The sequence below is a fragment of the Arthrobacter sp. Marseille-P9274 genome (assembly GCF_946892675.1).
Classification (GTDB): domain Bacteria; phylum Actinomycetota; class Actinomycetes; order Actinomycetales; family Micrococcaceae; genus Crystallibacter.
Map to the genome: position 1 here is coordinate 2,261,102 of NZ_CAMPOV010000001.1, position 25,493 is coordinate 2,286,594.

Consider the following 25,493-nt stretch of genomic DNA (forward strand, 5'->3'; position numbering starts at 1 on the left):
CACTCAAGCTATCCGATTCAGGGACGGAAACGAGTGACCGCAACACTGGCCGGGACAAATTACCCGTGGTTCACGCACCCAGCGCTGTTCGTGCTGCGGCCACCCGCTCGGGAGGCCTACTCCCACTCGATGGTTCCCGGCGGCTTGCTGGTGACATCCAGCACGACCCGGTTGACGCCCTCGACTTCGTTGGTGATGCGGTTGGAGATGCGGGCCAGCAGGTCGTATGGCAGGCGGGACCAGTCCGCTGTCATCGCGTCCTCGCTGGAGACCGGCCGGAGCACGATCGGGTGGCCGTAAGTGCGGCCGTCCCCCTGCACGCCGACGCTGCGGACGTCAGCCAGCAGCACGACCGGCATCTGCCAGACCTCGTTGTCCAGTCCGGCGGCCGTCAGTTCGGCACGGGCGATAGCGTCCGCCTTGCGCAGCAGTTCGAGGCGTTCGGCGTTCACCTCACCGACGATGCGGATGCCGAGTCCGGGACCAGGGAACGGCTGGCGACCGACCATCTCGGCCGGCAGGCCCAGCTGGGCCCCGACGGCGCGGACCTCGTCCTTGAACAGGTTGCGCAGCGGCTCCACCAGTTCGAAGCGCAGGTCCTCGGGCAGGCCGCCGACGTTGTGGTGGCTCTTGATGTTGGCCGCGCCTTCGCCGCCGCCGGATTCCACGACGTCCGGGTACAGCGTCCCCTGGACCAGGAATTCGATGCTCTCGCCCTCGGCCGCAGCCTCAGAGATGATGGCACGCTCAGCCTCTTCGAAGGCACGGATGAATTCTCGGCCGATGATCTTGCGCTTGGTCTCCGGATCGCTGACGCCGGCCAGCGCCTTCAGGAAGCGCTCCTGCTCGTTGGCCACGTACAGCTTGACGCCGGTGGCTGCCACGAAGTCCCGTTCCACCTGCTCGGCCTCGCCCTCGCGGAGCAGCCCGTGGTCCACGAACACACAGGTCAGCTGTTCGCCGACCGCACGCTGGACCAGCGCCGCCGCAACGGCGGAATCAACGCCGCCGGACAGGCCGCAGATCACGCGGGAGCTGCCGACCTGGGCGCGGATGCGTTCCACCTGCTCCTCGACGATGTTCCCGGTGGTCCAATCCGGCGTGATGCCGGCGCCCTTGAACAGGAAGTTCTCGAGGACCTGCTGGCCGAGATCGGAATGCTTCACCTCGGGATGCCACTGGACACCGTAGAGGGCCTTCTCTTCGTTAGCGAAAGCAGCCACCGGAGCGCCTGCCGTACTGGCCAGGACTTCAAAGCCTTCCGGGGCCTCGTGCACCGAGTCGCCGTGGCTCATCCAGGTGATCTGGGTTTCCGGCATTCCGGCGAGGATGGAGCGGGCCGCGCCAACCGTCGTGGCGTTTGTGGAGCCGTACTCGCGCAGCCCGGTCTTCGCGACCGTGCCGCCCAGCGCGTTCGCCATGGCCTGGAACCCGTAGCAGATCCCGAAGACCGGAACGCCGGCCTGGAACAGCTGCGGCTCTACCGCGGGGGCGCCTTCGGCGTAGACGCTGGACGGCCCGCCGGAGAGGATGATGGCAGCCGGGTTCTTAGCCAGCAGCTGCTCGGTGGTGTAGGTGTGCGGGACGACTTCCGAATACACGTTGGCCTCACGTACGCGGCGTGCGATCAGCTGCGCGTACTGGGCCCCATAGTCAACAACGAGTACCGGCCGATGGTCCGTGGCGGCGGGGGGAGGATTAGTCACCCACCTAGGATAGTCGCCGCGTGCAGCTGGGCGCACATCGGCTGCCCGCCAGCGGAAACGCTAACGACGGCGGGCGACGACCGCCGTCGTTAGCATCCTTGCCCTACGCGCCGGCTCAGTAGCGCTTGGCAGCCTCCGGATGGGCGGCCAGGTCCTCTTCGACCTCGCGGTGGACCTTCTTCTCCAGAATGACCGACAGCAGCGGAATCACGCCGCCGAGCGCAATCAGGATGAACCGCGTGAACGGCCAGCGCATCAGCGACCACAGCCGGAAGTCGGCGATCAGGTAGAGCACGTACAGCCAGCCATGCGCGATCAGCACGGCGATCGAGAGGTTAACCCCGCCGTCCACCGCGGCGGGCTCGGCCTGGGCGAAGCCGAAGCCGAACGGCTCCCCCGTCACCGTGTTGGTGCCGCCGGCGAACAGGAAGAGGTTGAAGCCGTAGCGCAGCACCATCTCGACGCAGAGCAGCAGGAGCATCACTCCGGTGATCCACGAGGTCGCCTTGTAGAAGGTCAGGGCCGAGCGGATCTGCGCGTGCGTGCCGCCGTAGCGGCGCTTGACCGGCCGTTCGGGGCGCTGGCCGGTCTGCTGGGGCTGCGGGTTGGGATTGTCTGTCACGGGGATACCTCGTTCCTTGGCGCACCGTTCGGTGCACCGTCCTGCGTACCGCCGACGTCCTGGCCGGCCTGGTACCGGGCCTCGGCGGCGGCGAATTCCTGGTCCTCGAGCGTGCGCCGGTAGTCATCGGCCACCAGACGCCACCAAAGGAAGATGGCGAAGCCCGCGAAGACGACCCATTCGACGGCGTAGAACACGTTCATCCAGTTGACCGGGGTCTCCTGCGGCTGGGCGCCGACGACGACGGCGCGCATCTGCGTGCCCGCGGTCCCGTCGCCGAGGTCCTCGCCGCCAACGGTCAGGTCGGTGGCGGTCGCGAACGCGGAGTAGGACGGCACGTCCCACAGGTTGATCAGCTGGGCCACGGACAACGTGGGCACCTGGCCCGGGACCGGGTGTTCGGCCTCGGGGGCTTCGCTGGGCAGCAGCCGTCCGACGACGGTCGCGTCGCCTTCCGGCGCGGCGGTCGCGTCGGCCGGATCGGCGACCCAGCCGCGGACCACGGGGATCATCACCGCTTCGCCGTCCAGCTTGGGTGCGTCCGCGACCGTAAAGCCGGTCACCACCCAGTAGCCCTTGTCGCCCTCGTAGAGGCGGTCGTGCACAAGGACCTGATGCTCCGGCTCGAACCGGCCGTCGAAGGTCACCATCTGGTCCGCTTCGGTGGCCAGCATGGGAGCGCCCGGCTTGAAGGCCTCAGTCAGCGGCCGGACCGTTTCGGTCTGCGACGTCGGCGGCGGGGCTTCGCTCTTGGAGGCGGAAAACTGCCACTGGCTCAGCAGCACGAAGACCGTTGCGACGGCCAGCGCCAGCACCAGCGCCGCTATCCAGCGGGGCTTGAGGGCAGTTTTCAACACCCATTAACCCTACTTCGTCCCGTTGTAGAAAACCGAATCCGCGCCCCTGGGCTCAGGCGAGCGGGACGATGTCCTCCACGGCCATCCGGGCCGTGTCCGCGGCGGCGTCATCGGGCTGCTCCTGGCTCAGCCGCTCGGCGTCGACGCGCGCCAGGTAGTACTTCGTCTCGCGGTCCCGTTGCTCGTCCGGCCAGCCCAGCAGCGGCGCCATCAGCCCGGCCACCACGGGAGCCGCGGACACGCCGCGGTCCCAGGCCTCGATCGAAATCCGGGTGCGGCGGGTCAGGACGTCGTCGACGTGGCGCGCACCCTCGTGGGTGACAGCGTAGACAACCTCGGCCCGGAGGTAGTCGTCCGCTCCAGGCAGCGACTCGGCCAGCTGCGGGTCCGCGGCAATGAGCGCCAGGACTTCTTCTGCGAGCGAGCCGTAGCGGTTGAGCAGGTGCTCCACCCGGGCCACGTGCACGCCGGCCCGTGAGGCAAGGCGGCTGCGCTTGTTCCATTTAGCTTTGAAACCCGGGGCGCCCAGCAGCGGCACGCTCTCGGTGCAGCTGGGCGGGACGCGTTCGTCCAGTGCCCGGACCGCCTCGTCCACCGCATCCCTGGCCATCACGCGGTAGGTGGTGTACTTGCCGCCGGCGACGACCACCAGGCCGGGTACCGGGTGCGCCACGACGTGCTCGCGCGAGAGCTTCGCCGTCGTATCGCTCTCCCCCGCCAGCAGCGGACGCAGGCCGGCATAGACCCCCTCGACGTCCTCGCGGGTCAGCGGGGTGGTCAGCACCTGGTTTACATGGTCCAGCAGGTAGTCGATATCCTTCGCCGTCGCCGCCGGATGGGCCTTGTCCAGGCTCCACTCGGTGTCCGTGGTGCCGATAATCCAGTGCCGGCCCCACGGGATGACGAAGAGCACGGACTTCTCGGTGCGCAGGATCAGGCCGACCGTGGACTGGAACCGGTCGCGCGGGACGACCAGGTGGATGCCCTTGGAGGCCCGGACCTTCAGCTGTCCGCGGTCGGTGACCATGGCCTGCGTCTCGTCCGTCCATACCCCGGTCGCGTTGACGATCTGCCGGGCGCGGATATCGAACTCCGAGCCGTCGTCCTGGTCCTGCACGCGGGCGCCGACGACGCGTTCGCCTTCGCGCAGGAAGTTGATGACCTTCAGCCGGTTGGCCGCATGGGCGCCGTAGTCGGCCGCGGTCCGGACCAAGTTCACGACCAGCCGGGCATCGTCCACCTGGGCGTCGTAGTAGCGGATCGAGCCGACCAGCGACTCCTTCTTCAGGCTGGGGGCCGCCCGCAGGGTCCCGTGCCGGGAGAGGTGCTTGTGGAAGGGCACTCCCCTGCCCTGTCCGGTGGCAATCGAGAGGGCGTCGTAAAGGGCGACGCCGGCGGCGACGTAGGGGCGCTCGACGAAGCGTTTGGTCAGCGGGTACAGGAAGGGGACGGGCCTGACCAGGTGCGGCGCGATCCGCTGCAGCAGCAGGCCGCGCTCCTGCAGAGCCTCGCGGACCAGCCCGAAATCCAGCATCTCCAGATAGCGCAGTCCGCCATGGATCAGCTTGGAGGAGCGCGAAGACGTGCCCGAGGCCCAGTCCCGCGCCTCGACGATGCCGACGTCGAGGCCGCGCGTGACGGCATCCAGCGCGGCGCCGGCGCCGACCACGCCGCCACCGACGATCAGGACATCGAGTTCGCGACCGCTGGTTCCGGTGGCCCGGAGCGCGGACAGGGCCTCGCCGCGGCTCTCCGGGCTGAGGGCGGCGGGCGTGCTCACGAGTAGGTCCTCCGAAGGTCAGTCGTTGATCTGGTACGGCGCCAGGACAACCTCGCACCGCTGGAATTCCTTCAGGTCAGAGTAGCCCGTGGTGGCCATCGAACGGCGCAGCGCACCAATAATGTTGGACGTTCCGTTGGTGTGGTGCGAGGGCCCGTAAAGCACTTCCTCCAGCGGACCGACAGTGCCGATCCGCACGCGGTCGCCGCGCGGAAGTTCGTGGTGGTGGGCTTCCTGGCCCCAGTGCCAGCCATGGCCCGGCGCCTCTTCCGCCCGGGCCAGCGTGGCGCCGAGCATGACGGCGTCCGCGCCCATCGCGACGGCCTTGATGATGTCCCCGCTGCTGCCCAGTCCGCCGTCGGCAATCACGTGCACGTACCGTCCGCCGGACTCGTCCATGTAGTCCCGGCGCGCCGCAGCGACATCCGAAATGGCCGACGCGAGCGGCGAGTGGATCCCCAAGGCGCGCCTCGTCGTCGTTGTTGCCCCGCCGCCGAAACCGACCAGCACGCCGGCCGCGCCGGTGCGCATCAGGTGCAGCGCCGGGGTGTAGCCGGCGGCGCCGCCGACGATGACCGGGACGTCCAACTCGTAGATGAACTGCTTCAGGTTCAGGGGTTCATGTTCGCGCGAGACATGTTCGGCAGAAACGGTGGTGCCGCGGATGACGAAGATGTCGACGCCGGCGGCCAGGACGGTCTTGTAGAACTCCTGGGTGCGCTGCGGCGTGAGCGAACCGGCCACCGTAACGCCGGCTTCCCGGATCTCGGCCAGCCGCGACGTGATCAGTTCGGGCTGGATCGGGGCGTTGTAGATTTCCTGCATCCGCTCGGTCGCGGCCGGGCTGAAGTTGTCCTCGCTGAGGCCGGCGATTTCCTCGAGCAGCGGCTGCGGGTCCTCGTACCGCGTCCACAGTCCTTCCAGGTTCAGCACGCCGAGGCCGCCCAGCCGGCCCATCGCGATGGCGGTAGCCGGGGACATCACGGAGTCCATCGGGGCTGCCAGGACGGGCATCTCGAACTCGTAGGCGTCGATCTGCCACTTGACCGAGACGTCCTTGGGGTCGCGGGTCCGGCGGGACGGGACGATCGCCACATCGTCGAGGGAGTAGGCACGACGCCCACGCTTGCCACGGCCAATTTCAATCTCGTAAGTCACGGCTCTAGGTTATCCCACCGGCGCGCGTGCGCCCCGCTGGCCGGGGCGGATGCGGACAGCCGCACCCTGCGTTAACGGCCGCGGCGGCCCTGGCAGAGTGCCAGGGCCGCCGCGGAGAGAGGCTGGGGTCAGCGCCGGTAGTTCGGCGCCTCGGCCGTGATCATGATGTCGTGCGGGTGGGACTCCTTGAGCCCGGCGGAGGTGATCCGCACGAACTTGCCCTTGGCCTTGAGCTCTTCGATGGTGCGGGCACCGGTGTAGAACATCGTCTGGCGCAGGCCGCCCACCAGCTGGTGCGCGACGGCGGAGAGCGGGCCGCGGTACGGAACCTGGCCTTCGATCCCTTCGGGGATGAGCTTCTCGTCGTCGGGCACGTCCGCCTGGAAGTAGCGGTCCTTCGAGTAGGAGGTGTTCTTGCCGCGGGTCTGCATGGCCCCGAGCGAGCCCATGCCGCGGTAGGCCTTGAACTGCTTGCCGTTGATGAAGACCAGGTCGCCCGGGCTTTCCGCGGCACCGGCCAGCAGCGAGCCGAGCATCACGGTGTCGGCGCCGGCCACGAGGGCCTTGCCGATGTCGCCGGAGTACTGCAGTCCGCCGTCGGCGATGAGCGGGACGCCGGCGGGGATGGCGGCCTTGGCGGACTCGTAGATCGCGGTGACCTGGGGAACGCCGACGCCTGCCACCACGCGGGTGGTGCAGATGGAGCCGGGGCCTACGCCCACCTTGATGGCGTCCGCTCCGGCATCGATCAGGGCCTGTGCGCCTTCGCGGGTCGCCGCCTGGCCGCCGATGATGTCCACGTGCGCGGCCGCGGGGTCCTTCTTGAGCCGGGCGATCATGTCCAGCACGCCGTGGCTGTGGCCGTTGGCGGTGTCCACCACGAGCACGTCGACGCCGGCGTCGATCATGGTCATGCCGCGTTCGTAGCCGTCGCCGAAGAAGCCGATGGCCGCGCCGACGCGCAGGCGGCCTTCCTCGTCCTTCGTGGCGAGCGGGTACTGCTCGGCCTTGTCGAAGTCCTTGACGGTGATCAGCCCTCGGAGGATGCCGTCGTCATCGACGAGGGGGAGCTTCTCAATGCGGTTCTTGCCGAGGAGGTCGATGACCTCGGGGCGGCTGATGCCCACATGTCCGGTGATCAGCGGCATGCGGGTCATGACCTCGTCGACCTTGACCGTGTCATAGTCGGCCTTCGGCACGAAGCGGGTATCGCGGTTGGTGCAGATGCCCAGCAGCTTCCCGTTGGGGTCCACGACGGGCAGGCCCGAGACACGGTAGTTGCGGCACAGGTCGTCCAGTTCGGCCAGCGTGGCCTCGGGGGCGATGGTCACCGGATTGGTGATCATGCCGGATTCGCTGCGCTTGACGCGGTCAACGTGCTCGGCCTGGTCCTGGATGGACAGGTTGCGGTGAATCACGCCCAACCCGCCCTGGCGCGCCATGGCGATGGCCATGCGCGACTCCGTCACGGTGTCCATCGCCGCGGACAGCAGCGGCGTCTGCACAGTAATGCGCTTCGACAGCCGGGAACTGGTGTCGGCTTCGGAGGGGATCACGTCCGTCGGGCCGGGGAGCAGCAGGACGTCGTCGTAAGTCAGGCCCTCAAAGGCGAACGGGTTGAATTCTTCAGACACTCTCGGGCCTTTCGCGACACGCCGGCGCAGCGGGAATCTCGAACGGAGGCAGCGGCCGGGATGGTTTGGGTGTGTAGGTACATCCTAGAACCATTCACGACCCTCCTCTATTTCGTGCGGACGGATATGTGGCCGACGTTACTCGCCGCCGTCGGCTCTGACCGCCAAAATAGACGGAGGGGACCCGGCCGAAGCCGGATCCCCTCCGCTGTGTTCCGGAATGCCCGAAACGCCTGTCCCGGCCCTAGTGGCTGTGGCCGGCGTGCTCGTCCTCGTCGGCGGGCTTTTCCGCGACGAGGGTTTCGGTGGTGAGCACCAGGGCCGCGATCGACGCTGCGTTGCGCAGCGCCGAGCGGGTCACCTTGACGGGGTCGATGACGCCGGCATCGACCAGGTCTTCGTACTCTCCGGAGGCGGCGTTGAAGCCCTTGTTGACCTCGAGCTCGCCGACCTTGGAGACCACGACGTAGCCTTCGTAGCCGGCGTTCTCGGCGATCCAGCGCAGCGGCTGGACCAGGGCGCGGCGGACCAGTCCGACGGCGGTCGCGGCGTCCCCTTCGAGGGCGAGGACCTTCGGATCGGTGTCCAGGGCCTGGGAGGCGTGGACGAGGGCGGTTCCGCCGCCGGCCACGATGCCTTCCTCGAGGGCAGCGCGGGTGGAGGAGACGGCGTCCTCGATGCGGTGCTTCTTTTCCTTCATCTCGACCTCGGTGGCGGCGCCGACCTTGATCACGCCGATGCCGCCGGCGAGCTTGGCCAGCCGCTCCTGCAGCTTCTCGCGGTCCCAGTCAGAGTCGGTGCGCTCGACCTCTGCACGGATCTGGGCCACGCGGTCGGCCACATCCGACTCGGAGCCGGCTCCGTCGACGATGGTGGTGTTGTCCTTGGTGACGGTGATCCGGCGGGCCGAACCCAGCACCTCCAGGCCGACCTGGTCCAGCTTGAGGCCCAGGTCCGGGGAGACAACCTGCGCTCCGGTGAGCGTCGCGATGTCCTGCAGCATGGCCTTCCGGCGGTCGCCGAAGCCCGGGGCCTTCACGGCGACCACGTTCAGGGTGCCGCGGATCTTGTTCACCACGAGGGTGGACAGGGCTTCGCCTTCGATGTCTTCGGCGATGATGAAGAGCGGCTTGCCGGCCTGCAGGGCCTTCTCCAGCAGCGGCAGGAATTCCTGTACCGAGGAGATCTTGCCTTGGTTGATCAGGATGAGCGCGTCCTCGAGGACGGCTTCCTGGCGCTCGGCGTCGGTGACGAAGTACGGCGAGAGGTAGCCCTTGTCGAACTGCATGCCCTCGGTGAGGACCAGCTCGGTCTGCAGGCCGGAGGCCTCTTCGATGGTGATGACGCCGTCCTTGCCGACCTGCTCGAAAGCCTTGGCCAGCAGTTCGCCGATTTCCGGGCTCTGGGCCGAGATGGTGGCGACCTCGGCCACCTTGCCCTCAACCTCGCGGGCGTTCTCCAGCAGGCGGGCGGCAACCGCCTCGACGGCGACCTCGATGCCGTTCTTCAGCGCGCCGGGGGCAGCGCCCGCGGCAACGTTGCGCAGGCCTTCCTTGACGAGTGCCTGGGCCAGGACCGTGGCGGTGGTGGTGCCGTCGCCGGCGACGTCGTTGGTCTTGGTCGCCACTTCCTTCGCGAGCTGCGCGCCGAGGTTCTCGTACGGATCCTCGAGCTCGACTTCGCGGGCGATGGTCACGCCGTCGTTGGTGATGGTGGGGGCGCCCCACTTCTTGTCCAGTACGACGTTGCGGCCGCGCGGGCCGAGGGTCACCTTGACGGTGTCGGCCAGCTTGTCAACGCCGGCTTCCAGGGCTTTGCGGGCAGCGTCGTTGAACTGCAGCTGCTTTGCCATGTGATCTCCTTGATCGAGAAAACCCCGGCCAGTTGCCTGGCCGGGGTCATCGGAAAACTTACTTGACGACGATCGCCAGGACGTCGCGCGCGGACAGAACCAGGTATTCCTGGCCGCCCTGCTTGATTTCGGTTCCGCCGTACTTGGAGTAGATGACGACGTCGCCTTCGGTCACGTCGACCGGGACGCGGTTGCCGTTGTCGTCAACGCGGCCGGGTCCAACCGCGACAACCTTGCCTTCCTGCGGCTTTTCCTTGGCGGTGTCCGGGATGACCAGGCCGGAAGCCGTGGTCTGCTCGGCTTCGAGCGGCTGGACGACAATACGATCCTCAAGAGGCTTGATGGAGACCGACACTCGGCTCTCTCCTTTGCATAAGCTACGAATAGGTACGTTGGCCAAGGACTTTTCCACCGTCGTCGCGGTGCCGGCAGAAGGCTCCTTGAAAGGTTGGCACCCATAGGGTGAGAGTGCTAATGCTGACTCTATTCGGAGAGTTAGCACTCGGTCAAGGCGAGTGCCAACGGGCGTCACGCGGCCGCCGTCGCCCGTTCCAGGATCGCGCGGAAGCGCTCCGGGTCCTGCAGGGGCAGGCCGTGGCCGGCGCCCTCAACCATGCACAGCGTGGCGTCCGGATGTGTGTCCGCGAGCAGCCGTGCGGAGCGGCGCATCACCGCCTTCTCCTGCCGGCCAACGACGACGGCGGCCCGCGTCCCGGCATTGCGCCAGCCTTCCGGCGGGGCGAAGCGGGCGTTTTCGCGGAGCACGGCCTGCAGCGTCCGGCCGCTCATGGCCCGCGTAGTGCGGAGGTAGTCCTCGAACAGCTCGTCGCCCAGGCAGAGGGCCCGCGCCTGCAGCCGCGCGAACCAGCGGGCACGCGCCAGCGGCATCAGCCATCCCGCCGCACGTGCTGCGGCCGCACCCAAGGCGAGGGGGACGGCCAGCGCGCTGACGATCACCGCTCTGTCCACCAGTCCCGGGTTCCGCCCGACCAGGTCCACGGCGATCTGCGCGCCGAGCGAGAACCCGACAACCGTGACCGGGGCATCCTGCTCCGTCCGGAGTGCTGCCAGGATGCCGGCCAACTCGTCCGAGGTGCGCCGGATGGTGGTGAAGGCGTCGGTAGAGCTCCGGCCGTGGCCCGGCAGGTCCGGCACGATAATCCGGAATCCGGCGGAGAACTGCTGCACCTGGCGGCGCCACATCCATCCCGCCACGCCACCGCCATGCAGGAGCATCAGGGCAGGTCCGTCCCTCCGGCCAGCGTGCTCCACGTACAAAGCTTCCCCCACTGTTGATGCGTCACGGAACGACTCGGACCGGGCCGCCGTTTTGCGGTAAGGCTAACCTAACCGCTAGTGTGCAAAGGCGCGCACAATTAGCCAACAACTATGTGTCCTATTGCCGGAGGCAACGGTAGCCTCCGGCTCCCATGATATTTGGAGTCTGATATGAACTCGACAGTGAAGTCCCGTCTGCTGGCGGTCACCGCCGCGGCATCGCTGCTGGCCCTGAGCGCCTGCGGCCAGACCTCGGAGGCCAGCGGCGCCGAGGGCGACAAGATCACTGTCGAGCACGCCCAGGGCACCACCGAGGTTCCGGCCAACCCGGAGACCGTCTACAGCTTCGACCTGGGTGCGCTGGACACGCTCGATGCACTGGGCGTCGAGGTCGACGGCGTCCCGCAGGCCGTCTTCCCCGAGTCCCTCGCCAAGTACGGCGAGGATTCCGTGACCAAGATCGGTTCCATGAAGGAGCCGGACTTCGAAGCCATCAGCGAGGGCGCGCCCGACCTGATCATCATCTCCGGCCGCACCGCCGAGGCCTACCCCGAGCTCAGCAAGATCGCCCCGACCATCGACGTGAGCGTCGACATGGCCAAGCCGATGGAGTCCTTCAAGCAGAACACCGAGACGCTGGCCGGGATCTTCGGCAAGGAAGCCGAGGCCGACGAGAAGCTGGCGGCCCTCGACGCCCGCATCGAGGAAACCAAGGCAGCCGCCGCAGACGCCGGCACCGGCCTGATCGTGATGACCAGCGGCGGCGAGCTGACCGCCTACGGCGCGGGCTCCCGCTTCGGGCTGGTCCACGACGTCCTCGGCGTCAAAACGGCAGCCGACGTCAAGTCCGAGGGCACGCACGGCGAGGCCATCTCCTTCGAGTACATCGCCGAGAAGAACCCGGCGCACCTGTTCGTCATCGACCGAGACGCCGCCACCGGCGAGGCCGGCCAGGCCGCCTCCGCGGTGCTGGACAACGAGCTGGTCGACGGCACGGACGCCGCCAAGAACGACAGCATCACCTACCTCGACTCGAGCTCCTGGTACCTGGTGGGCTACGGCCTGAACAACGTCGACGCCATGGTCGGCGCCGTGCAGGAAGCCGTCGCGGCGTAGGACGCTTCCGCCGCCGGGGCCCCCTCCACTGGGAGCCCCGGCAGCGCAGGCAGGCACTATGGCTTCCTCAACGATCACCCAGATGGCCCCGGCAGCAGCCGAGCGGGCCGCCCGGACACGCCCGCGCGGCTCCGGCGGCCAGCTGATCGGTGCCGGCGCCGCGATTGCGGCGCTGGCGATCGTCAGCATGTTCGTCGGCGTCTCCGACGTCTCGCTGCCCGCCCTGATGGCCGGTGACCAGACGGCCTGGGACATCTTCTGGATCAGCCGCGTTCCGCGCACCATCTCCGTGGTCCTGGCCGGCATGGCCCTGAGCGTGGCCGGTCTGATCATGCAGCTGATGGCGCGGAACAAGTTCGTCGAGCCCTCGACCGTGGGAACCGTGGAGTCGGCGTCGCTGGGCATCCTGGTCGTCACCATCGCCGTCCCCGGCGCCGCGCTGCTGACCAAAATGTCGGTGGCCGCCGTGTTCGCCGCCCTGGGCACGGGCCTCTTCCTGCTGGTGCTGCGCCGGATCCCGCTGCGCAACACCCTGCTGGTGCCGCTCGTGGGCATCATGCTCGGCGGCGTGATCGCCTCGGTCACCACCTTCTTCGCCTACCGCTTCGACCTGCTCCAGACCCTCAACAGCTGGATGATCGGGGACTTCTCCGGCGTGCTCCGCGGCCGCTACGAGCTGCTCTGGATCGTGGCCGTGCTGACGGTCGTGGGCTACCTGTGCGCCGACCGCTTCACCATGGCCGGGATGGGCCAGGAGTTCTCCACGAACCTGGGGATGGACTACAACAAGGTGATGATGACGGGACTCGTGATCGTCTCCCTGATCAGTGCCGTCGTCGTTGTGTCCATTGGCAGCATTCCGTTCCTGGGCCTCATTGTCCCGAACCTGGTGTCGCTGGCCTTCGGCGACAACGTGCGGCGCTCGGTGCCGTGGGTCGCCGTGTTCGGCGCCGGCTTCGTGCTCGCCTGCGACATCATCGGCCGGACCATCCGCTTCCCGTACGAGATCCCGGTCGGCGTGGTGGTCTCCGCGATCGGCAGCGTCCTGTTCCTCTGCCTCCTGCTGCGCAAGCGTGAACGCCGTGGCTAGCACGCAGCTTCCCGCCGCCCTCACCCAGCACACCCGCCGCCCGCTGAAATCGCTGGCACCGAAGACCTGGATCATCCTGCTCTCCGTGCTGGCCGCCGCCCTGGTCGCGACGTTCATGCTGATCGACCTGCGCGGCAACATCGGCTACATCCTCCCCCGCCGCGCGATCAAGGTGGGCTCGATGCTGCTGGTGGCGTACGCCGTCGGTGTTTCCACCGTGCTCTTCCAGACGGTCACGTCCAACCGGATCCTGACTCCGTCGATCATGGGCTTCGACGCGCTCTACATGCTGATCCAGACCGCGCTGACCTTCGCCATCGGCGGCCAGGCGCTGCTGAGCCTCGGCGCCCCGGCACGGTTCGTGATCGAGGTCGGGCTGATGGTCGGCTTCTCCTTCCTGCTTTACCGCTGGCTGTTCACCGGAGGCGGCAAGAGCCTGCACCTGATGCTGCTGGTCGGCATCGTGTTCGGCGTGATGTTCCGCGGGATCTCGTCGCTGCTGCAACGACTGATCGACCCCAGCGAGTTCATCATCCTGCAGGACCTCTTCTTCGCCAGCTTCAACAACGTGGACGGCCTCCTGCTGCTGGTTTCCGTGGCGGCCGTGGCCGCGGTGAGCGGGCTGGCCTGGCGAATGCGGCACCAGCTGGACGTCCTCTCGCTCGGCCGGGACATGGCGCTCAACCTGGGCGTGGACCACAAGCGGTCCGTCACCTCGGTGCTGGTCATCTGCGCCGTGTTCGTGGCGGTCTCCACCGCGCTGGTCGGCCCGATCACGTTCTTCGGCCTGCTCGTGGCCAGCCTGGCCTACCAGCTGTGCAGCCACTTCCGGCACGCCTACGTGCTGCCGATCGCGGTGCTGCTGGGCGTCATCGCGCTGGTCGGCGGCCAGCTGGTGCTGGAGCGGGTCTTCGCCTTCGACACCGCGCTGAGCATCGTCATCGAATTCGTGGGCGGCATCGTCTTCATCGCCCTGCTACTGAAAGGCTCCGTCAAATGATCCACGTCTCCGACGTCTCCAAGCGCTACGGCGGCCAGCCCGTGGTGGACGGTGTCAGCTGCTACATCAAAGACGGCGGCATCACCTCCATCATCGGGCCGAACGGCGCGGGCAAGTCCACGCTCCTGTCGATGATGAGCCGCCTGCTGCCCATGGACAACGGCAGCGTCAGCATCGACGGGCTGGACGTCACCGCCACCGACAGCAAGCAGCTGGCGCGCAAGATGGCCATCCTCCGGCAGGAGAACCAGCTCACCGTGCGCCTGAGCGTCCGGGACCTGGTCGGTTTCGGCCGCTTCCCGCACAACAACGGCCGGCCCACCGCCGCCGACAAGGTCCACATCGACCAGGCGCTGGAGTACCTGGACCTGTCCGCCATCGCCGACAAGTTCGTGGATGAGCTCTCCGGCGGCCAGCGCCAGCGCGCGTTCATCGCCATGGTGCTGGCGCAGGACACGGACTACCTGCTGCTGGACGAGCCGCTGAACAACCTGGACATGAAGCACTCGGTGGAGATGATGCGGCTGCTGCGCCGGCTGACGGACGAGCTGGGCAAGACGGTGGTGCTGGTCATCCACGACATCAACTTCGCCTCCTGCTACTCCGACAGCATCGTCGCGATGCGGCAGGGCCGCCTGATCCACCAGGGGCCGCCGGCCCAGATCATGCAGCCGGAGGTGCTGCGCGATGTCTACGAGATCGACATCCGCATCGAGGAGATCGACGGGAACCGGATCGGCGTCTACTTCGCCTGAGCGCCCATGAAGTACGACGGCGGCGCGCCGGGTTTCGGGCGGCCGTCACCCGGGCGCCGCCCGGCTCAGGCCCTGAGTACCGAGAGGACGTTGCCGGCCGGATCCTTGAACCAGGCGATGTCCGGCCCGTTCCCGCGCATGATGCCCTTCGCGTCCGTGGGCAGCTGCGGATCGTCGTAGATCTTCGTCCGGACGCCCTTGCCGTTCAGCTGCTCGACGGCCGCGTCCACGTCGTCGACCAGGAAGTTCAGGATGGTGAAGCTGGCCGGCTCGTGGTTGTCCTTCGGGTAGACAAGCACCTCCGCGCCTCCCGGCAGGGTGAGGCCCAGGGTGCCCATTTCGCCGTCGTTCACGTCCAGCCCCAGGACCTCGCCATAAAACTCCTTGGCTGCCGCGATGTCGTTGACGCTGAAGCCGCTCATGGCGCGCGCTGCTGCAAACATCGGATTCCCCTTCGTTAATCGGGTGGCTTCCCTCCACCTTGGCACGCGTCGCCCAACCGGGCCAGAGGCGCGGAGGGGCCTCTGCGGCGTCGCCCGCGCCGGGCCGCGGTCCTACCATGGGAGAAGGCGCCAGGAAGCGGCGGACCGGAGGCCTGCGATGAATGCGTCAGTCCCAAGAACGGACCTGGAACTGGCCCTTGCCGCCTCGCACCTGGCTCCGCTGCCCCAGGACTCGCTCGCGCGAGTGATGGCCGGCAGCGCCGCGGCGGTGGTGCCGGCCGGATCGGTCACGCACCATGAGGGCGATCCGATGGCCCATCTGGAGCTGGTCGTCTCCGGGCTGGCCAAGGTCTTCGTCATGGCGCCGGACGGGCGGACCGCCACGGTCCGCTACTGCCGGACGGGCGCCCTGGTCGGCGTGGTTTCCCTCTTCACCGACGGCTTCACCATGCCGGCGACGGTTTTGGCGCTCACCGAGCTGAAGGTGCACCGGCTCTCCCCCGCCGTCGTCCGTTCCGCCGCCCGGCACGACGGCCACGTGGCCGAGGCGCTGCTGCAGGAACTCAGCGAGCGCGCCCTGCAGTTCATGGCGGAAATCGCCGGCACGGCCTTCACCTCCGTGCGGCAGCGCGTCGCCCGCCACCTGCTCGACCTGGCGCATCCCGAACCCGCCGGGCCGGGCCACGAACTGGTGGTGACCACCGGCCAGCGCGGGCTGGCGGAGGCCGCTGGGACCGCGCGGGAGGTGATCGTGCGGGTGCTGCGCGAGTTCCGGCAGGAGCAGATTGTGCGGACCGAACGGGACCGGATCGTGCTACTGGAACCCGAGCGGCTGATGGAACTGAGCAGGTGGAACACAGGTTCCTGACCGCCGGCCGCGGCGGGACGACACTGTAGGCATGAAAAAGACTGCAGTACGTTCCGGGCAAGCACGTTCGGCGCAGGAGAAGGCGCCCTCGCCGCATCCGGCGGAGCCGAGCACCGGCCTGATCACCGAGGATGAACTCCTGCTGGCATCGCGGAACCACGCCATGCCGCTGGAGATGCTCCGCTGGTACGCCACGCCCGCGGGCATGCATTACCTGGTCATCCACTGGGACGTCCCGGCGGTCGACCCGGAGACCTGGTCGCTGCGGCTGCACGGCGCGGTGCACCGCGAACTGCAGCTGGGCCTCGACGACCTCCGGGCACGGGAGCGGCGGACACTGGACGTGACGTTGGAGTGTGCGGGCAACGGCCGCTCGCTGCTGAAGCCGCGGCCGGTGAGCCAGCCGTGGGTGCTGGGCGGAGTGAGCAACGCCGTCTGGACCGGTACGCCGCTGTCCGGCCTGCTGGCGGAGGCCGGGCTCGAGCCGGGCGCGGTGGAACTGGTCTTCACCGGTGAGGACCGCGGCTTCCAGGGTGGCCTCGAGCAACCGTATGCCCGGAGCCTTCCGGTGGAGGTGGCCGCCTCCGACGATGTGCTGCTGGCCTACGAGATGAACGGCCAGCCGCTGATGCCGCAGCACGGTTTCCCGCTCCGGCTGCTGGTGCCGGGCTGGTACGGGATGACCAGCGTCAAATGGCTGCGCAGCATCGAGGCGGTAACGACGCCGTTCGAGGGCTTCCAGCAGAGCGTCGCGTACCGGTTCCAGCAGGACGCGGAGGATCCGGGCACGCGGGTCTCGCGCATCCGGGTGCGGGCCCTGATGGTTCCGCCGGGCGAGGCGGACTTCGCCACCCGGCGCCGCGTCCTCGCTGCCGGACCGGCCGTCCTGGAGGGGCGGGCCTGGTCCGGGCACGGCGCGGTCACGGCCGTCTCGGTCGGGATCGACGGCATGTGGTTCCGGGCGCATCTGGAGCCGGCGGTGGACCGGTACGCGTGGCGGCGCTGGACCTTCCCGTGGGTCGCCTCCGAGGGTACCCACGAACTGATGTGCCGGGCCGAGGACACGGCCGGGAACATCCAGCCCCTCGAGCCGGAGTGGAACTACCAGGGCATGGGCAACAACGCGGTGCAGCGGATCGAGGTCACGGTCCGGCCCAGCCTGGCCGACGGAACCGCCTTCCCCTAGAACCCCTGGAACCGGAAGCGGGTACACGGGCGCGGAGGCCCGCTACACCACCGAGAACCCGGCGGGCAGGGCCGACCGTCCGGTGAGGGCGGAGAGCAGTCTGCTGCCGTCGCCGCGGGCGACCGCGATCTCGACGGCGAGCTTCGCGGCGCAGAGTTCGACGTCCGCCGGCAGCGACGTCGGGATGCCGCAGGCCGCTGCGAGATCGACGCTGTGCACCGCCAGTTCGAAGATCCTGGTCGGCAGGTAATCGCTGAGGCGCATGCCGCCCGCGATGGTCTCGATGACCCGGTCGTCAACCGCGGGGAGGACCTGCCCCACCTGTGCGAGGAGCCGCTCCACAGCCTCCACCGGCGACGCCCCCAGATCCTGTCCGGCGGCGATGGCACGGTTGGTCACGCCCGGCGAAGAGTTGAAATCCTGCCCGACGAAGTAGGCGGCCGGCGACGCGATGTCGATCTTCTCCGCGGGCCGCTGCAGGTAGGTCAGCACGGTCACCAGCGCCCGGCTGGTATGGCCAGCCAGGGTCCGGACGCTCCACTCCCCCAGCCCGGGCTTGTCCCAGCCGTCCGGCGGGACCTGCGCCAAAACTCCGCGGAAGTGCCGGCCGGCCGCCAGATACGTTGCTGCCCCAGGAATCATGAGGCCATGCTACCCATGCCCGGCCGCCTCGCGGACGAACGGGCCTATGCTGGCTTTGACTGCCCCTGCGCGAGAGGACTGAGCCCGTGCCACCGTCTCCCAACCGCTCCGCACCTTTGCTGGAGTCCGACGCCCTGGCGGCCGGCTACGGGGGCACCGCGGTCTGCGGCAGCCTGACCGTCAGGCTCGACGGCGGCGAGTCGCTGGCCTTCATCGGCGCCAACGGGACGGGCAAGTCCACGCTCATCAGGACGCTGAGCGGCCGCCAGGCTCCGGTGGCAGGTTCCGTCCGGCTGAACGGATCTCCCGTGGCTGAAGGCAGCCTCGCGTACCGGCGGGCCGTCGCGGCCGTTCCCGACGAGGACGCGTTCTTCCCTTCGCTGACCACCGGCGAGCATTTGCTGATGACCGCCCGCGGCCACCAGGTACGGGACCCGGACACCGCCGTCGGACATGAACTGGAGTTCTTCGCGCTGGCCGAACGCCGCCATGCGCTGCCGGATGAGCTCTCGTCCGGCCAGCGCCGCCGGCTGCTGCTGGCCTCGGCGTTTATCCGCCCGTTCTCGCTGATGGTGCTCGATGAGCCCGAACAGCGCCTGGACCAAGGCATGCGGGGCCGGCTGGCGGAGCGGATCCGCGAGCGCGTCGATGCCGGGTCCGCAGTGCTGATGGCGACCCATGATCCCGGCTTCCTGGCTGCCGCCGCGGACCGGTGCGTACTGGTCGGCGAGGAGACGGTCGAAGTGGCTCCCGGGCAGGCGGCCGGGATGATGTCGGCGTGAGGCCGGCCGCGGTCGGGGAATTGGACCGGCCGTCCGGCTTCGATCCCCTGGCCTTCACCCGGGCGGCGGTGCGGAGGCACCCGGCCAGGACCACGGCGGAGAGCCTCGGCGATGCCTACCAGATCCTGCTCGCAGCAGCAGTGGCGCTCGCCTACGCCGGCGCCGTATTGAACGGCCTGCTTGAGGGGCTGCTGGTCGAATCCGGTGCCACTCTGACGCGGCAGCTTTCATCCGGCGACACGCAGCTGACCGGGGCGGTTGCCGTCCGCCTGGCGCTGCTGTGCGCGGCAGCGGCGGCGCTGGAGCTGTTCCTGCGCGTGGGACCGGTCTACGCGACGCCGGCGCAGGCCCACTGGTGGCTCGGGCTGCCCGTCGATCGCCGGAAGGTCCTGGCCTGGCCCGCTGCCGCCGGGCTGGCGAGGGCATCGGCCGCCGCAGGCCTGGTCTTCGTCCCGGTGGCGGCACTCGCGGATCCTGAGCACGGTCTCGCTTCCGTTGTCCTCGGCTGCCTTGCGGCTGCCGGGCTGGGCGCCGCCCTCTTCCTCGCCGGCGCGCTGATCCAGCTGTCGCGGCTGCAGCGGCCCGCCCATTGGCTGCTGTCGGCCCTGGTGACCGCCGTGCTGCTGGTCGCGCCCACGCCGTTGGCCGCCCACGCCGCGCGTTCGGACTGGATGGACTCCGTGCTCCTGCTTTCGCCGTCGTCGTGGCCGCTGCTGGTGCTCCACGGTGCGGCATGGCCGCTGGCCGCCCTGGCAGTCCTGGTCCTGGCAGGGGCAGTTGCGATCGTGATGCTGCTCGATCGGCTGCCGGCTCACGAGCTGGTGGCCAGCGGGCAGGCCGCCGGCCAGGCCTCGGCCGCCTTCTATTTCGGCGACGTCGGCGGTCTCCGCAGTGTCCTAGCGCCCGATGCGAAGGCGAAGTCGTGGTTCGCCCCGTCAAGGAAGCCGGCTTCCGCCTTCCGGATCCTGGTCGAGGCGGACGCCCTGGTGTTCCTGCGCGCACCGGCCAGGATCGGCTGGATCCTCCTCTGCGGACTTCTGCCGGCTGCCGTCGCCAACATCGCCGGTGCCGGCAGCGCCGTGCTGGTGGGCGTGGCGCTCCTCGTCAGCTCCGGCATAGCCGCCGCCGGGGCGTCGTCGGCAGCCAGAAGCTGGGCCGCCCGGCCGGCCTTGGAAGCCGGCCTGCCGATCAGCAAGGCCGGAGCCCGGCTCGCCCACGCCATGCTGCCCGCCGTGCTCCTGGTGGCCTGGGCGGCTATCGCGTTCGGGTCGCTTCTGGCCATGGGCGCGACCGGCCCCCAGTCCCTGGCCCTCGGCACCGTCGCTGCCATCGGCCTTGCCGGTGCCGCCATGCGGGGCGCCTACCGGGCGGGACCGGCCTGGACGGATCCGGCCGCCGTGCCGTGGAACTATCTGGCGGCCAGGGCTATCACCTCGTATCTGGCCGGGTCGGACTTTACCTTCCTGGCCATGCTGCCCGTCGTCGCGGCGATCCTCACCGGCGAACTGAGCTGGTGGCTCGTCCTGCTCCAGCTGGCCTGCAGCGGATTCTGCCTGTGGCGCGGCACCCGGACCGGCTAGGCGGCCTACCCGTGGCAGCCGGGCCCCGTCGGCTGGACTAGGCTTGAATCCATGGCTTCGGAGAACATTGCACCCATTCTCACGCCCGCGGGATGGGAGCTGCTCAACTCCCTGGGCCCCTATTCCGAGGCCGACAGCCTGAAGACCAGCACCGAGCTGCGCAAGGCCGGCCACTCCCCCGAGCTCATCTCGGCGGCGCTGACCCAGTCCAAGCTGCGCGGCAAGGCGGAGGCCAAGTTCGGCCCGTTTGCCTCCAACATGCTCTTCACCCAGGCCGGGCTGGAACAGGCCACCCGCCTGAACATCGCGGCCCTGCACGCACAGCGCTTCGTCGCGGCCGGCGTCGAGCACGTCGCGGACCTGGGCTGCGGGATCGGCGCGGACGCGCTGGCCCTGGCCACGCTGGAACGCCGGGTCACCGCCGTCGAACGCGATGAGACCACCGCCGCGGTGGCGACGATCAACCTGATGCCCTGGCCGAACGCGACCGTGGTCAACGCGGAGGCGCAGGACGTGGATTTGACCGGCGTCGACGGCGTCTGGCTGGATCCGGCCAGGAGGACGACGACGACGTCGGGCACCACCCGCTTGTTCGACCCGGAGGCGTTTTCCCCGCCGCTGTCCTTCGTGGAACAGCTGGCCGACCGGGATCTGCCGGTCGGTGTGAAGATGGGGCCGGGCATTCCGCACGAGGCGCTCCCGGCCGGCTGCGAGGCGCAGTGGGTTTCGGTGGACGGCGAGGTGACCGAGGCGGCGCTCTGGTTCAACGCGCTGGCCCGTCCCGGCGTGCGGCGCGCGGCGCTGGTGATCGGACACGGCGGCTCGGCGGAAATCACCAGCGGCGTTGACTTCGATCCGGCCAACCAGGATGTGGAGCTGGGCCCGGCCGAGGGCTACCTCTACGAGCCGGACGGCGCCGTCATCCGGGCCGGCCTGGTGGCGGACGTGGCCCGGCAGCTGAACGGGCACCTGCTAGACGAGCACATCGCCTACTTCTGCGCGCCCGAGCTCATCGAGTCGCCGTTTGCCCGTGCTTACAAGGTGCTCGAGGTGCGCCACTACAACGTCAAGAAGCTCAAGGCCTGGGTGAAGGCCAACCGGATCGGCACGCTGGAGATCAAGAAGCGCGGCACCTCGGTCACACCGGAGGAGCTGCGCAAGACACTGCTGACCGGCTCCGGCAAAGGACCAAACAAGGCGACGCTGGTACTCACGCGGATCGGCGAGGACCGGGTGGCCATTGTTGTGGAGCCGGTGCCGGGATCGGGCCACCGCAGCCGGAGCCGCGCCGTCAGGCCGTAAGACGGCTCAGCGGCGGTCGGGGCTGTTCGTGGCGGCCCTGTCGTCGGCTCAGGGGCAGCCGGCACCGGCCTTGAATTCTCCGACGTCTGCCGGCAGCTTGCCGGGCGCGCCGGCCTCGCCGGTCAGGTAGTCCAGTAGCGCGTCGAAGGCCGCCGGGGTGTCCCCGTACAGCGCAGCCTTGGTCTTGCCCTGCGACAGCTCCAGGCCCCACGGCTCCGCCAGGGACACGACCACGTCGCCGGCGCCGGATTCCCGGCCGGCCAGCAGCGTCACCACCGGTCCGGAACCGACCTGCAGCCCGCGGGAGCGCGCGGCCTCGGCCAGGCGCTCGTTGGCGGCCGGGTCCGCTCCCTGGATGGTCAGCGCGCCGTCGACCTGGCCGCCCTTGCACTGGCCGGTCAGGACCGTCAGGGCGGCGGCCGAGGCGGCCTCGGCCCCGGCGGTGTGCGTGCCGACCTCTTCGAGGGAGGCCACCTGCGCGATCGACTTCTGCCACAGCTGCAGGGTGACCACGCGCGTCGCGGCCTCGTCCAGCCGCTCCTCGCTCAGCGTGCCGTCCTCCACGGCGGCGAGGATGGCGGCGTGCGCGGCATAGACGTCGGTGGGCATCAGCAGCAGGTCCGCGCCGGCGGCGAGCGCCATGGGTGCCGCTTGCCCGCCGGGGTAGGCGTTCTCCACGGCGCCCATGTTGAGCGCGTCCGTGACGATGACGCCTTCAAAGCCGAGCCCGCGCAGCGCCTTGTAGCTGGGCGCCGAGAGCGAGGACGGGACGCCTGGTTCCAGCGCGTTCACGGCGATGTGGCCCATCATCATGACCGGCGCCCCGGCATCAACAGCCGCCTGGAACGGCTTCCAGTCGCGCGCCTTCAGCTCGGCCAGCGGGGCGTCCTGGACCGGCAGGTCCAGATGGGAATCCGTGGTCACCGAGCCGTGCCCCGGGAAGTGCTTGACGCTGGGCAGCACCCCGGCGCTCTCGAAACCTTCGAGCAGGGCCGGGACCTGCGCCGATGCCTGCGCCGGGTCGCTGCCGAGCGAGCGCGCCCCGATGGTCGGGTCGGCCGGGCCGATGGTCAGGTCCACGCTGGGGGCGTGGTCCATGGTGAAGCCGAGCGCGGACAACTCCGTCGCCATGGCAGCCATCGAATCCCGCGAGACGTCCTTGTCCGCGGCGGCTCCGTAAGTCATGGGCGTGGGCCACTCGGTCAGCGGCGCCCGCAGCCGGGACACCACGCCGCCCTCCTGGTCGACGGAGATGATGCCGGGCCAGTCCCGGCCGTCGAACATCGCGTCCTGGAGCGTCTTGTTGACCTCGGTCATCGCCGCTACGTCCACGGTGCCGTCGGGCGCCGTCGGGACGTTGTCGCCCATGATGATGCCGCCGCCCAGATGAAGCTTCTTGATCGCTTCCACCTGCGGCCCGGGGTCGGTGCCCGCGTAGAACGCGACCATCACCTGCCCCGCCTTTTCGGCGATGCTCATCGCGGAGACGGCGGCAGCGGCGTCGTCGTAATCCTGCTGGCTGGGCCCCCAGGAGAGCGCGGCGTCCTTTGTAGGGGTAGCGGACGCGGACGACGGCGGGGCACCGGTTCCGTCCTGTGGTGCCGGCGGTGCGGTGGTACAGGCGGCCAGCAGCAGGGACGAGGCCGCCAGCATGCCGAACGCCAGGCGGCGGGAACCGAGCAATTTCACGTACCCGACCGTACCACTGCGTAGAATCGAGGTAGGTCCTCCGCCGCAGCGCTGCGTGCCGGAAACACCGGTCCGGCGCAGCCTGCCGGACGACAACGCAGCAGATCAGGAGCCGGTTTGAACATTGATTTCGCGCATTCGGCGCAGTCCACCCTCGGCGTCGAGTGGGAACTCGCCTTGGTTGACGCCCAGAGCGGCGAGCTCGTGTCCGCGGCCAAGGAGGTCCTCAGCGAGCTCACGCGGAACCACCCGGACCTGAAGGATGACGATGAGCATCCGCATGTGAAGCAGGAGCTGCTGCTCAACACGGTGGAGCTGGTCACCGGGATCTGCACCTCCGTGGAGCAGGCCAAGGACGAGCTGGCCAGCGGCATGGCGTCCGTGCGCGAGGTCACGGATCCGATGGGGATCGAGCTCTTCTGCGCAGGCAGCCACCCGTTCGCCGCACCCAGATCCCAGCGCGTGACGGACAAGGAGCGCTACGCCAAGCTGATCGACCGGACCCAGTGGTGGGGCCAGCAGATGGTGATCTACGGCGTCCACGTGCACGTGGGGCTGGATCACCGGGACAAGGCACTGCCGGTCCTCGACGGCCTGGTCAACTACTTCCCGCACTTCCAGGCGCTGTCCGCGTCGTCGCCCTACTGGGGCGGCGAGGACACTGGGTACGCCTCGCAGCGCGCGCTGATGTTCCAGCAGCTGCCCACCGCCGGGCTGCCGTTCCAGTTCCCTGCGTGGGCGAACTACGAAGACTACGTGCAGGACATGTTCACCACCGGGGTGATCGACACGCTGAGCGAGATCCGCTGGGACGTGCGGCCGGTGCCTCTGCTCGGCACCATTGAGATGCGCATCTGCGACGGCATGTCCTCGCTGCAGGACGTCGGCGCCATCGCCGCGCTGACGCAGTGCCTGGTGGACGAGTTCTCCACCGTGCTGGACGAGGGCTGGGCCATCCCGACCATGCCGCCCTGGCACGTGCAGGAGAACAAGTGGCGGGCCGCCCGCTACGGACTGGACGCGATCGTCATCCTGGACGGCGCCGGCCGCGAGAAGCTTGTCACCGACCATCTGCGCGAGGACGTGCTCAACCGGCTGGAGCCCGTGGCCCGCAAGCTCGGCTGCAGCAACGAACTGGCGGACGTGGAGAAGATCATCGAGCGCGGTGCCGGCTACCAGCGGCAGCGGCGGGTCGCGGCGGAGAACGACGGCGATCTGCGTGCGGTCGTCCTCGACGCGGTCCGGCAGATGCGCGAAGGCTAGGCTCAGGAAGGAGCCAGAATGGGGCCAACTCCGCAAGACTCCGGGCCAGCGGGCCTTTCCGCGGCCTTTCGTACGGCCTTTTCGGACCATCCCGCGGCCGTCGCGATCGTCACCGCGACGGGGCCGGACGGGCCGGCGGGGATTACCGCATCCTCCGTGATTTCCGTGTCCGCGCAACCGCCGGTGCTGGCGGTTTCCATCGCCCCCGGCACTGAATCCGGCGCAGCCCTGCTGGCCGGTGAAGCGCTGGCCGTCCATCTGCTCACGACCGCCAACCGCCGGCTCGCGGAACTTTTCTCGACGCCCGGTTCGCGCCGCTTCGGATTCGACATGGACTGGTTTACGGCGCCGACCGGGGAACCGGTCATCCGCGGCGTCGGAACCGTGCTGCTGTGCCGGCCGCTTGACCGCATGGCCGCCGGAACCGGCGTCGTCCTGGCCGCCCAGGTCCAACAGGTGATCGACGGCGGCTCGTCCGCCCCGCCGCTGGTGTACCGCCGCCGAACGTATTACGCCCTGGACGACTGGTCCCTCCTGCGCACCAGGACCTGACCGGCGGCTGCCGTACGTCCCCTGCTCACCACACAACGGTCTCGTTTGCCACCGTCTCCAGAACCCTGGTTTCAGGGACCCCGGCCAGGGCCGGCGCAACGGTCTCTAGCTTCCAGACCTCTTCCTCAAGCCGGGCAAGGAACATCACGGCCGCTTCCTGCGTCTCGAAGTCGAGCTCCAGCATCACATAGTCATTCCGGCCGACGGGACGGTAAATCCGGTAGGAACGGACACCCGAACCTGCGCGGTTCAGCGGGTCGCGATCGAACGCCTCCTGCCACATCCCGAAGTCTCGTACCTGGTGTTCTATCTGCAGGGTAAACATGGGCTTGTCCCTT

At 69.0% G+C, this 25,493-nt stretch carries 24 protein-coding genes; 11 read left to right on the top strand and 13 right to left on the bottom strand.

Annotated features, from left to right (window positions below; translation table 11 throughout):
* Positions 1 to 116: 116 nt before the first annotated feature.
* The 9 genes from guaA to OC550_RS10335 form a co-directional block, all read right to left on the bottom strand.
* Positions 117 to 1,706, bottom strand: a complete 1,590-nt coding sequence (gene guaA / locus OC550_RS10295) for a glutamine-hydrolyzing GMP synthase (protein ID WP_262105694.1) — start codon at positions 1,704 to 1,706, stop codon at positions 117 to 119.
* 115 nt (positions 1,707 to 1,821) lie between these two features.
* Positions 1,822 to 2,328: a DUF3817 domain-containing protein gene (locus tag OC550_RS10300; RefSeq protein WP_262105695.1), complete on the bottom strand. Its 507-nt coding sequence runs from the start codon at positions 2,326 to 2,328 to the stop codon at positions 1,822 to 1,824.
* Positions 2,325 to 3,185, bottom strand: coding sequence for an SURF1 family protein (locus OC550_RS10305; RefSeq protein WP_262105696.1), 861 nt, complete (start codon positions 3,183 to 3,185; stop codon positions 2,325 to 2,327). Before OC550_RS10305 ends, OC550_RS10300 begins: the two co-directional genes overlap by 4 nt.
* A gap of 52 nt (positions 3,186 to 3,237) precedes the next feature.
* Positions 3,238 to 4,965 carry a glycerol-3-phosphate dehydrogenase/oxidase gene (locus OC550_RS10310; protein ID WP_262105697.1) on the bottom strand — a complete coding sequence of 576 codons (1,728 nt, stop codon included), beginning with the start codon at positions 4,963 to 4,965 and terminating at the stop codon, positions 3,238 to 3,240.
* Between the two features lie 18 nt (positions 4,966 to 4,983).
* Positions 4,984 to 6,123 (bottom strand): GuaB3 family IMP dehydrogenase-related protein, encoded by a 1,140-nt coding sequence (locus OC550_RS10315; protein ID WP_262105698.1) that lies wholly within the window; start codon positions 6,121 to 6,123, stop codon positions 4,984 to 4,986.
* Positions 6,124 to 6,251: 128 nt separating this feature from the next.
* A complete protein-coding gene (gene guaB / locus OC550_RS10320) occupies positions 6,252 to 7,757 on the bottom strand; it encodes an IMP dehydrogenase (protein ID WP_262105699.1) in 1,506 nt (501 codons plus the stop codon).
* Between the two features lie 244 nt (positions 7,758 to 8,001).
* Positions 8,002 to 9,609 (bottom strand): chaperonin GroEL, encoded by a 1,608-nt coding sequence (groL, locus tag OC550_RS10325; protein WP_262105700.1) that lies wholly within the window; start codon positions 9,607 to 9,609, stop codon positions 8,002 to 8,004.
* A gap of 58 nt (positions 9,610 to 9,667) precedes the next feature.
* Positions 9,668 to 9,964, bottom strand: coding sequence for a co-chaperone GroES (gene groES, locus OC550_RS10330; RefSeq protein WP_262105701.1), 297 nt, complete (start codon positions 9,962 to 9,964; stop codon positions 9,668 to 9,670).
* A gap of 173 nt (positions 9,965 to 10,137) precedes the next feature.
* Positions 10,138 to 10,845, bottom strand: coding sequence for an alpha/beta fold hydrolase (locus tag OC550_RS10335; protein WP_262106312.1), 708 nt, complete (start codon positions 10,843 to 10,845; stop codon positions 10,138 to 10,140).
* Between the two features lie 213 nt (positions 10,846 to 11,058).
* Between OC550_RS10335 and OC550_RS10340 the strand changes: the two genes are divergently transcribed.
* The 4 genes from OC550_RS10340 to OC550_RS10355 are packed head-to-tail and all read left to right on the top strand — an operon-like array spanning position 11,059 to position 14,848.
* The gene (locus OC550_RS10340; protein ID WP_262105702.1) at positions 11,059 to 12,003 is read left to right on the top strand and encodes a siderophore ABC transporter substrate-binding protein; all 945 of its coding nucleotides are present in this window, start codon (positions 11,059 to 11,061) and stop codon (positions 12,001 to 12,003) included.
* Positions 12,004 to 12,061: 58 nt separating this feature from the next.
* Entirely contained in the window at positions 12,062 to 13,093 is a 1,032-nt protein-coding gene (locus OC550_RS10345) for an ABC transporter permease (RefSeq protein ID WP_262105703.1), read from the top strand.
* Positions 13,077 to 14,093, top strand: a complete 1,017-nt coding sequence (locus OC550_RS10350) for an iron chelate uptake ABC transporter family permease subunit (RefSeq protein ID WP_262105704.1) — start codon at positions 13,077 to 13,079, stop codon at positions 14,091 to 14,093. The genes OC550_RS10345 and OC550_RS10350 overlap by 17 nt, the downstream gene beginning before the upstream one ends.
* On the top strand, positions 14,090 to 14,848 hold the full coding sequence (locus OC550_RS10355; protein ID WP_262105705.1) for an ABC transporter ATP-binding protein: 759 nt from the start codon (positions 14,090 to 14,092) through the stop codon (positions 14,846 to 14,848). The genes OC550_RS10350 and OC550_RS10355 overlap by 4 nt, the downstream gene beginning before the upstream one ends.
* A gap of 65 nt (positions 14,849 to 14,913) precedes the next feature.
* On the opposite strand, the gene OC550_RS10360 is transcribed toward OC550_RS10355, so the two are convergent.
* Positions 14,914 to 15,291: a VOC family protein gene (locus OC550_RS10360; protein ID WP_262105706.1), complete on the bottom strand. Its 378-nt coding sequence runs from the start codon at positions 15,289 to 15,291 to the stop codon at positions 14,914 to 14,916.
* Positions 15,292 to 15,448: 157 nt separating this feature from the next.
* Here OC550_RS10360 and OC550_RS10365 point away from each other — a divergent pair, with 157 nt between their 5' ends.
* Both OC550_RS10365 and OC550_RS10370 read left to right on the top strand, forming a co-directional pair.
* The gene (locus OC550_RS10365; RefSeq protein WP_262105707.1) at positions 15,449 to 16,159 is read left to right on the top strand and encodes a Crp/Fnr family transcriptional regulator; all 711 of its coding nucleotides are present in this window, start codon (positions 15,449 to 15,451) and stop codon (positions 16,157 to 16,159) included.
* Between the two features lie 31 nt (positions 16,160 to 16,190).
* A complete protein-coding gene (locus tag OC550_RS10370) occupies positions 16,191 to 17,345 on the top strand; it encodes a sulfite oxidase (RefSeq protein WP_262105708.1) in 1,155 nt (384 codons plus the stop codon).
* Positions 17,346 to 17,387: 42 nt separating this feature from the next.
* Here the strand turns inward: OC550_RS10370 and OC550_RS10375 are convergent, their stop codons facing one another.
* The gene (locus tag OC550_RS10375; protein ID WP_262105709.1) at positions 17,388 to 17,987 is read right to left on the bottom strand and encodes a maleylpyruvate isomerase family mycothiol-dependent enzyme; all 600 of its coding nucleotides are present in this window, start codon (positions 17,985 to 17,987) and stop codon (positions 17,388 to 17,390) included.
* An 86-nt stretch (positions 17,988 to 18,073) separates the two neighbouring features.
* On the opposite strand from OC550_RS10375, the gene OC550_RS10380 reads away from it, so the two are divergent.
* The 3 genes from OC550_RS10380 to OC550_RS10390 are packed head-to-tail and all read left to right on the top strand — an operon-like array spanning position 18,074 to position 21,651.
* Positions 18,074 to 18,769 carry an ABC transporter ATP-binding protein gene (locus tag OC550_RS10380; protein WP_262105710.1) on the top strand — a complete coding sequence of 232 codons (696 nt, stop codon included), beginning with the start codon at positions 18,074 to 18,076 and terminating at the stop codon, positions 18,767 to 18,769.
* Positions 18,766 to 20,349 carry a DUF6297 family protein gene (locus OC550_RS10385; RefSeq protein WP_262105711.1) on the top strand — a complete coding sequence of 528 codons (1,584 nt, stop codon included), beginning with the start codon at positions 18,766 to 18,768 and terminating at the stop codon, positions 20,347 to 20,349. The genes OC550_RS10380 and OC550_RS10385 overlap by 4 nt, the downstream gene beginning before the upstream one ends.
* A gap of 51 nt (positions 20,350 to 20,400) precedes the next feature.
* Positions 20,401 to 21,651 carry a class I SAM-dependent methyltransferase gene (locus tag OC550_RS10390; RefSeq protein WP_262105712.1) on the top strand — a complete coding sequence of 417 codons (1,251 nt, stop codon included), beginning with the start codon at positions 20,401 to 20,403 and terminating at the stop codon, positions 21,649 to 21,651.
* Between the two features lie 48 nt (positions 21,652 to 21,699).
* Here OC550_RS10390 and OC550_RS10395 read toward each other — a convergent pair whose 3' ends face one another.
* Complete coding sequence (locus tag OC550_RS10395; protein ID WP_262105713.1) at positions 21,700 to 23,340, bottom strand: glycoside hydrolase family 3 N-terminal domain-containing protein; 1,641 nt, start codon at positions 23,338 to 23,340, stop codon at positions 21,700 to 21,702.
* Between the two features lie 117 nt (positions 23,341 to 23,457).
* On the opposite strand from OC550_RS10395, the gene OC550_RS10400 reads away from it, so the two are divergent.
* On the top strand, positions 23,458 to 24,603 hold the full coding sequence (locus OC550_RS10400) for a glutamate--cysteine ligase (RefSeq protein WP_262105714.1): 1,146 nt from the start codon (positions 23,458 to 23,460) through the stop codon (positions 24,601 to 24,603).
* An 18-nt stretch (positions 24,604 to 24,621) separates the two neighbouring features.
* Complete coding sequence (locus tag OC550_RS10405; protein ID WP_262105715.1) at positions 24,622 to 25,155, top strand: flavin reductase family protein; 534 nt, start codon at positions 24,622 to 24,624, stop codon at positions 25,153 to 25,155.
* 25 nt (positions 25,156 to 25,180) lie between these two features.
* On the opposite strand, the gene OC550_RS10410 is transcribed toward OC550_RS10405, so the two are convergent.
* Positions 25,181 to 25,480, bottom strand: a complete 300-nt coding sequence (locus OC550_RS10410) for a hypothetical protein (RefSeq protein ID WP_262105716.1) — start codon at positions 25,478 to 25,480, stop codon at positions 25,181 to 25,183.
* Positions 25,481 to 25,493 lie beyond the last annotated feature (13 nt).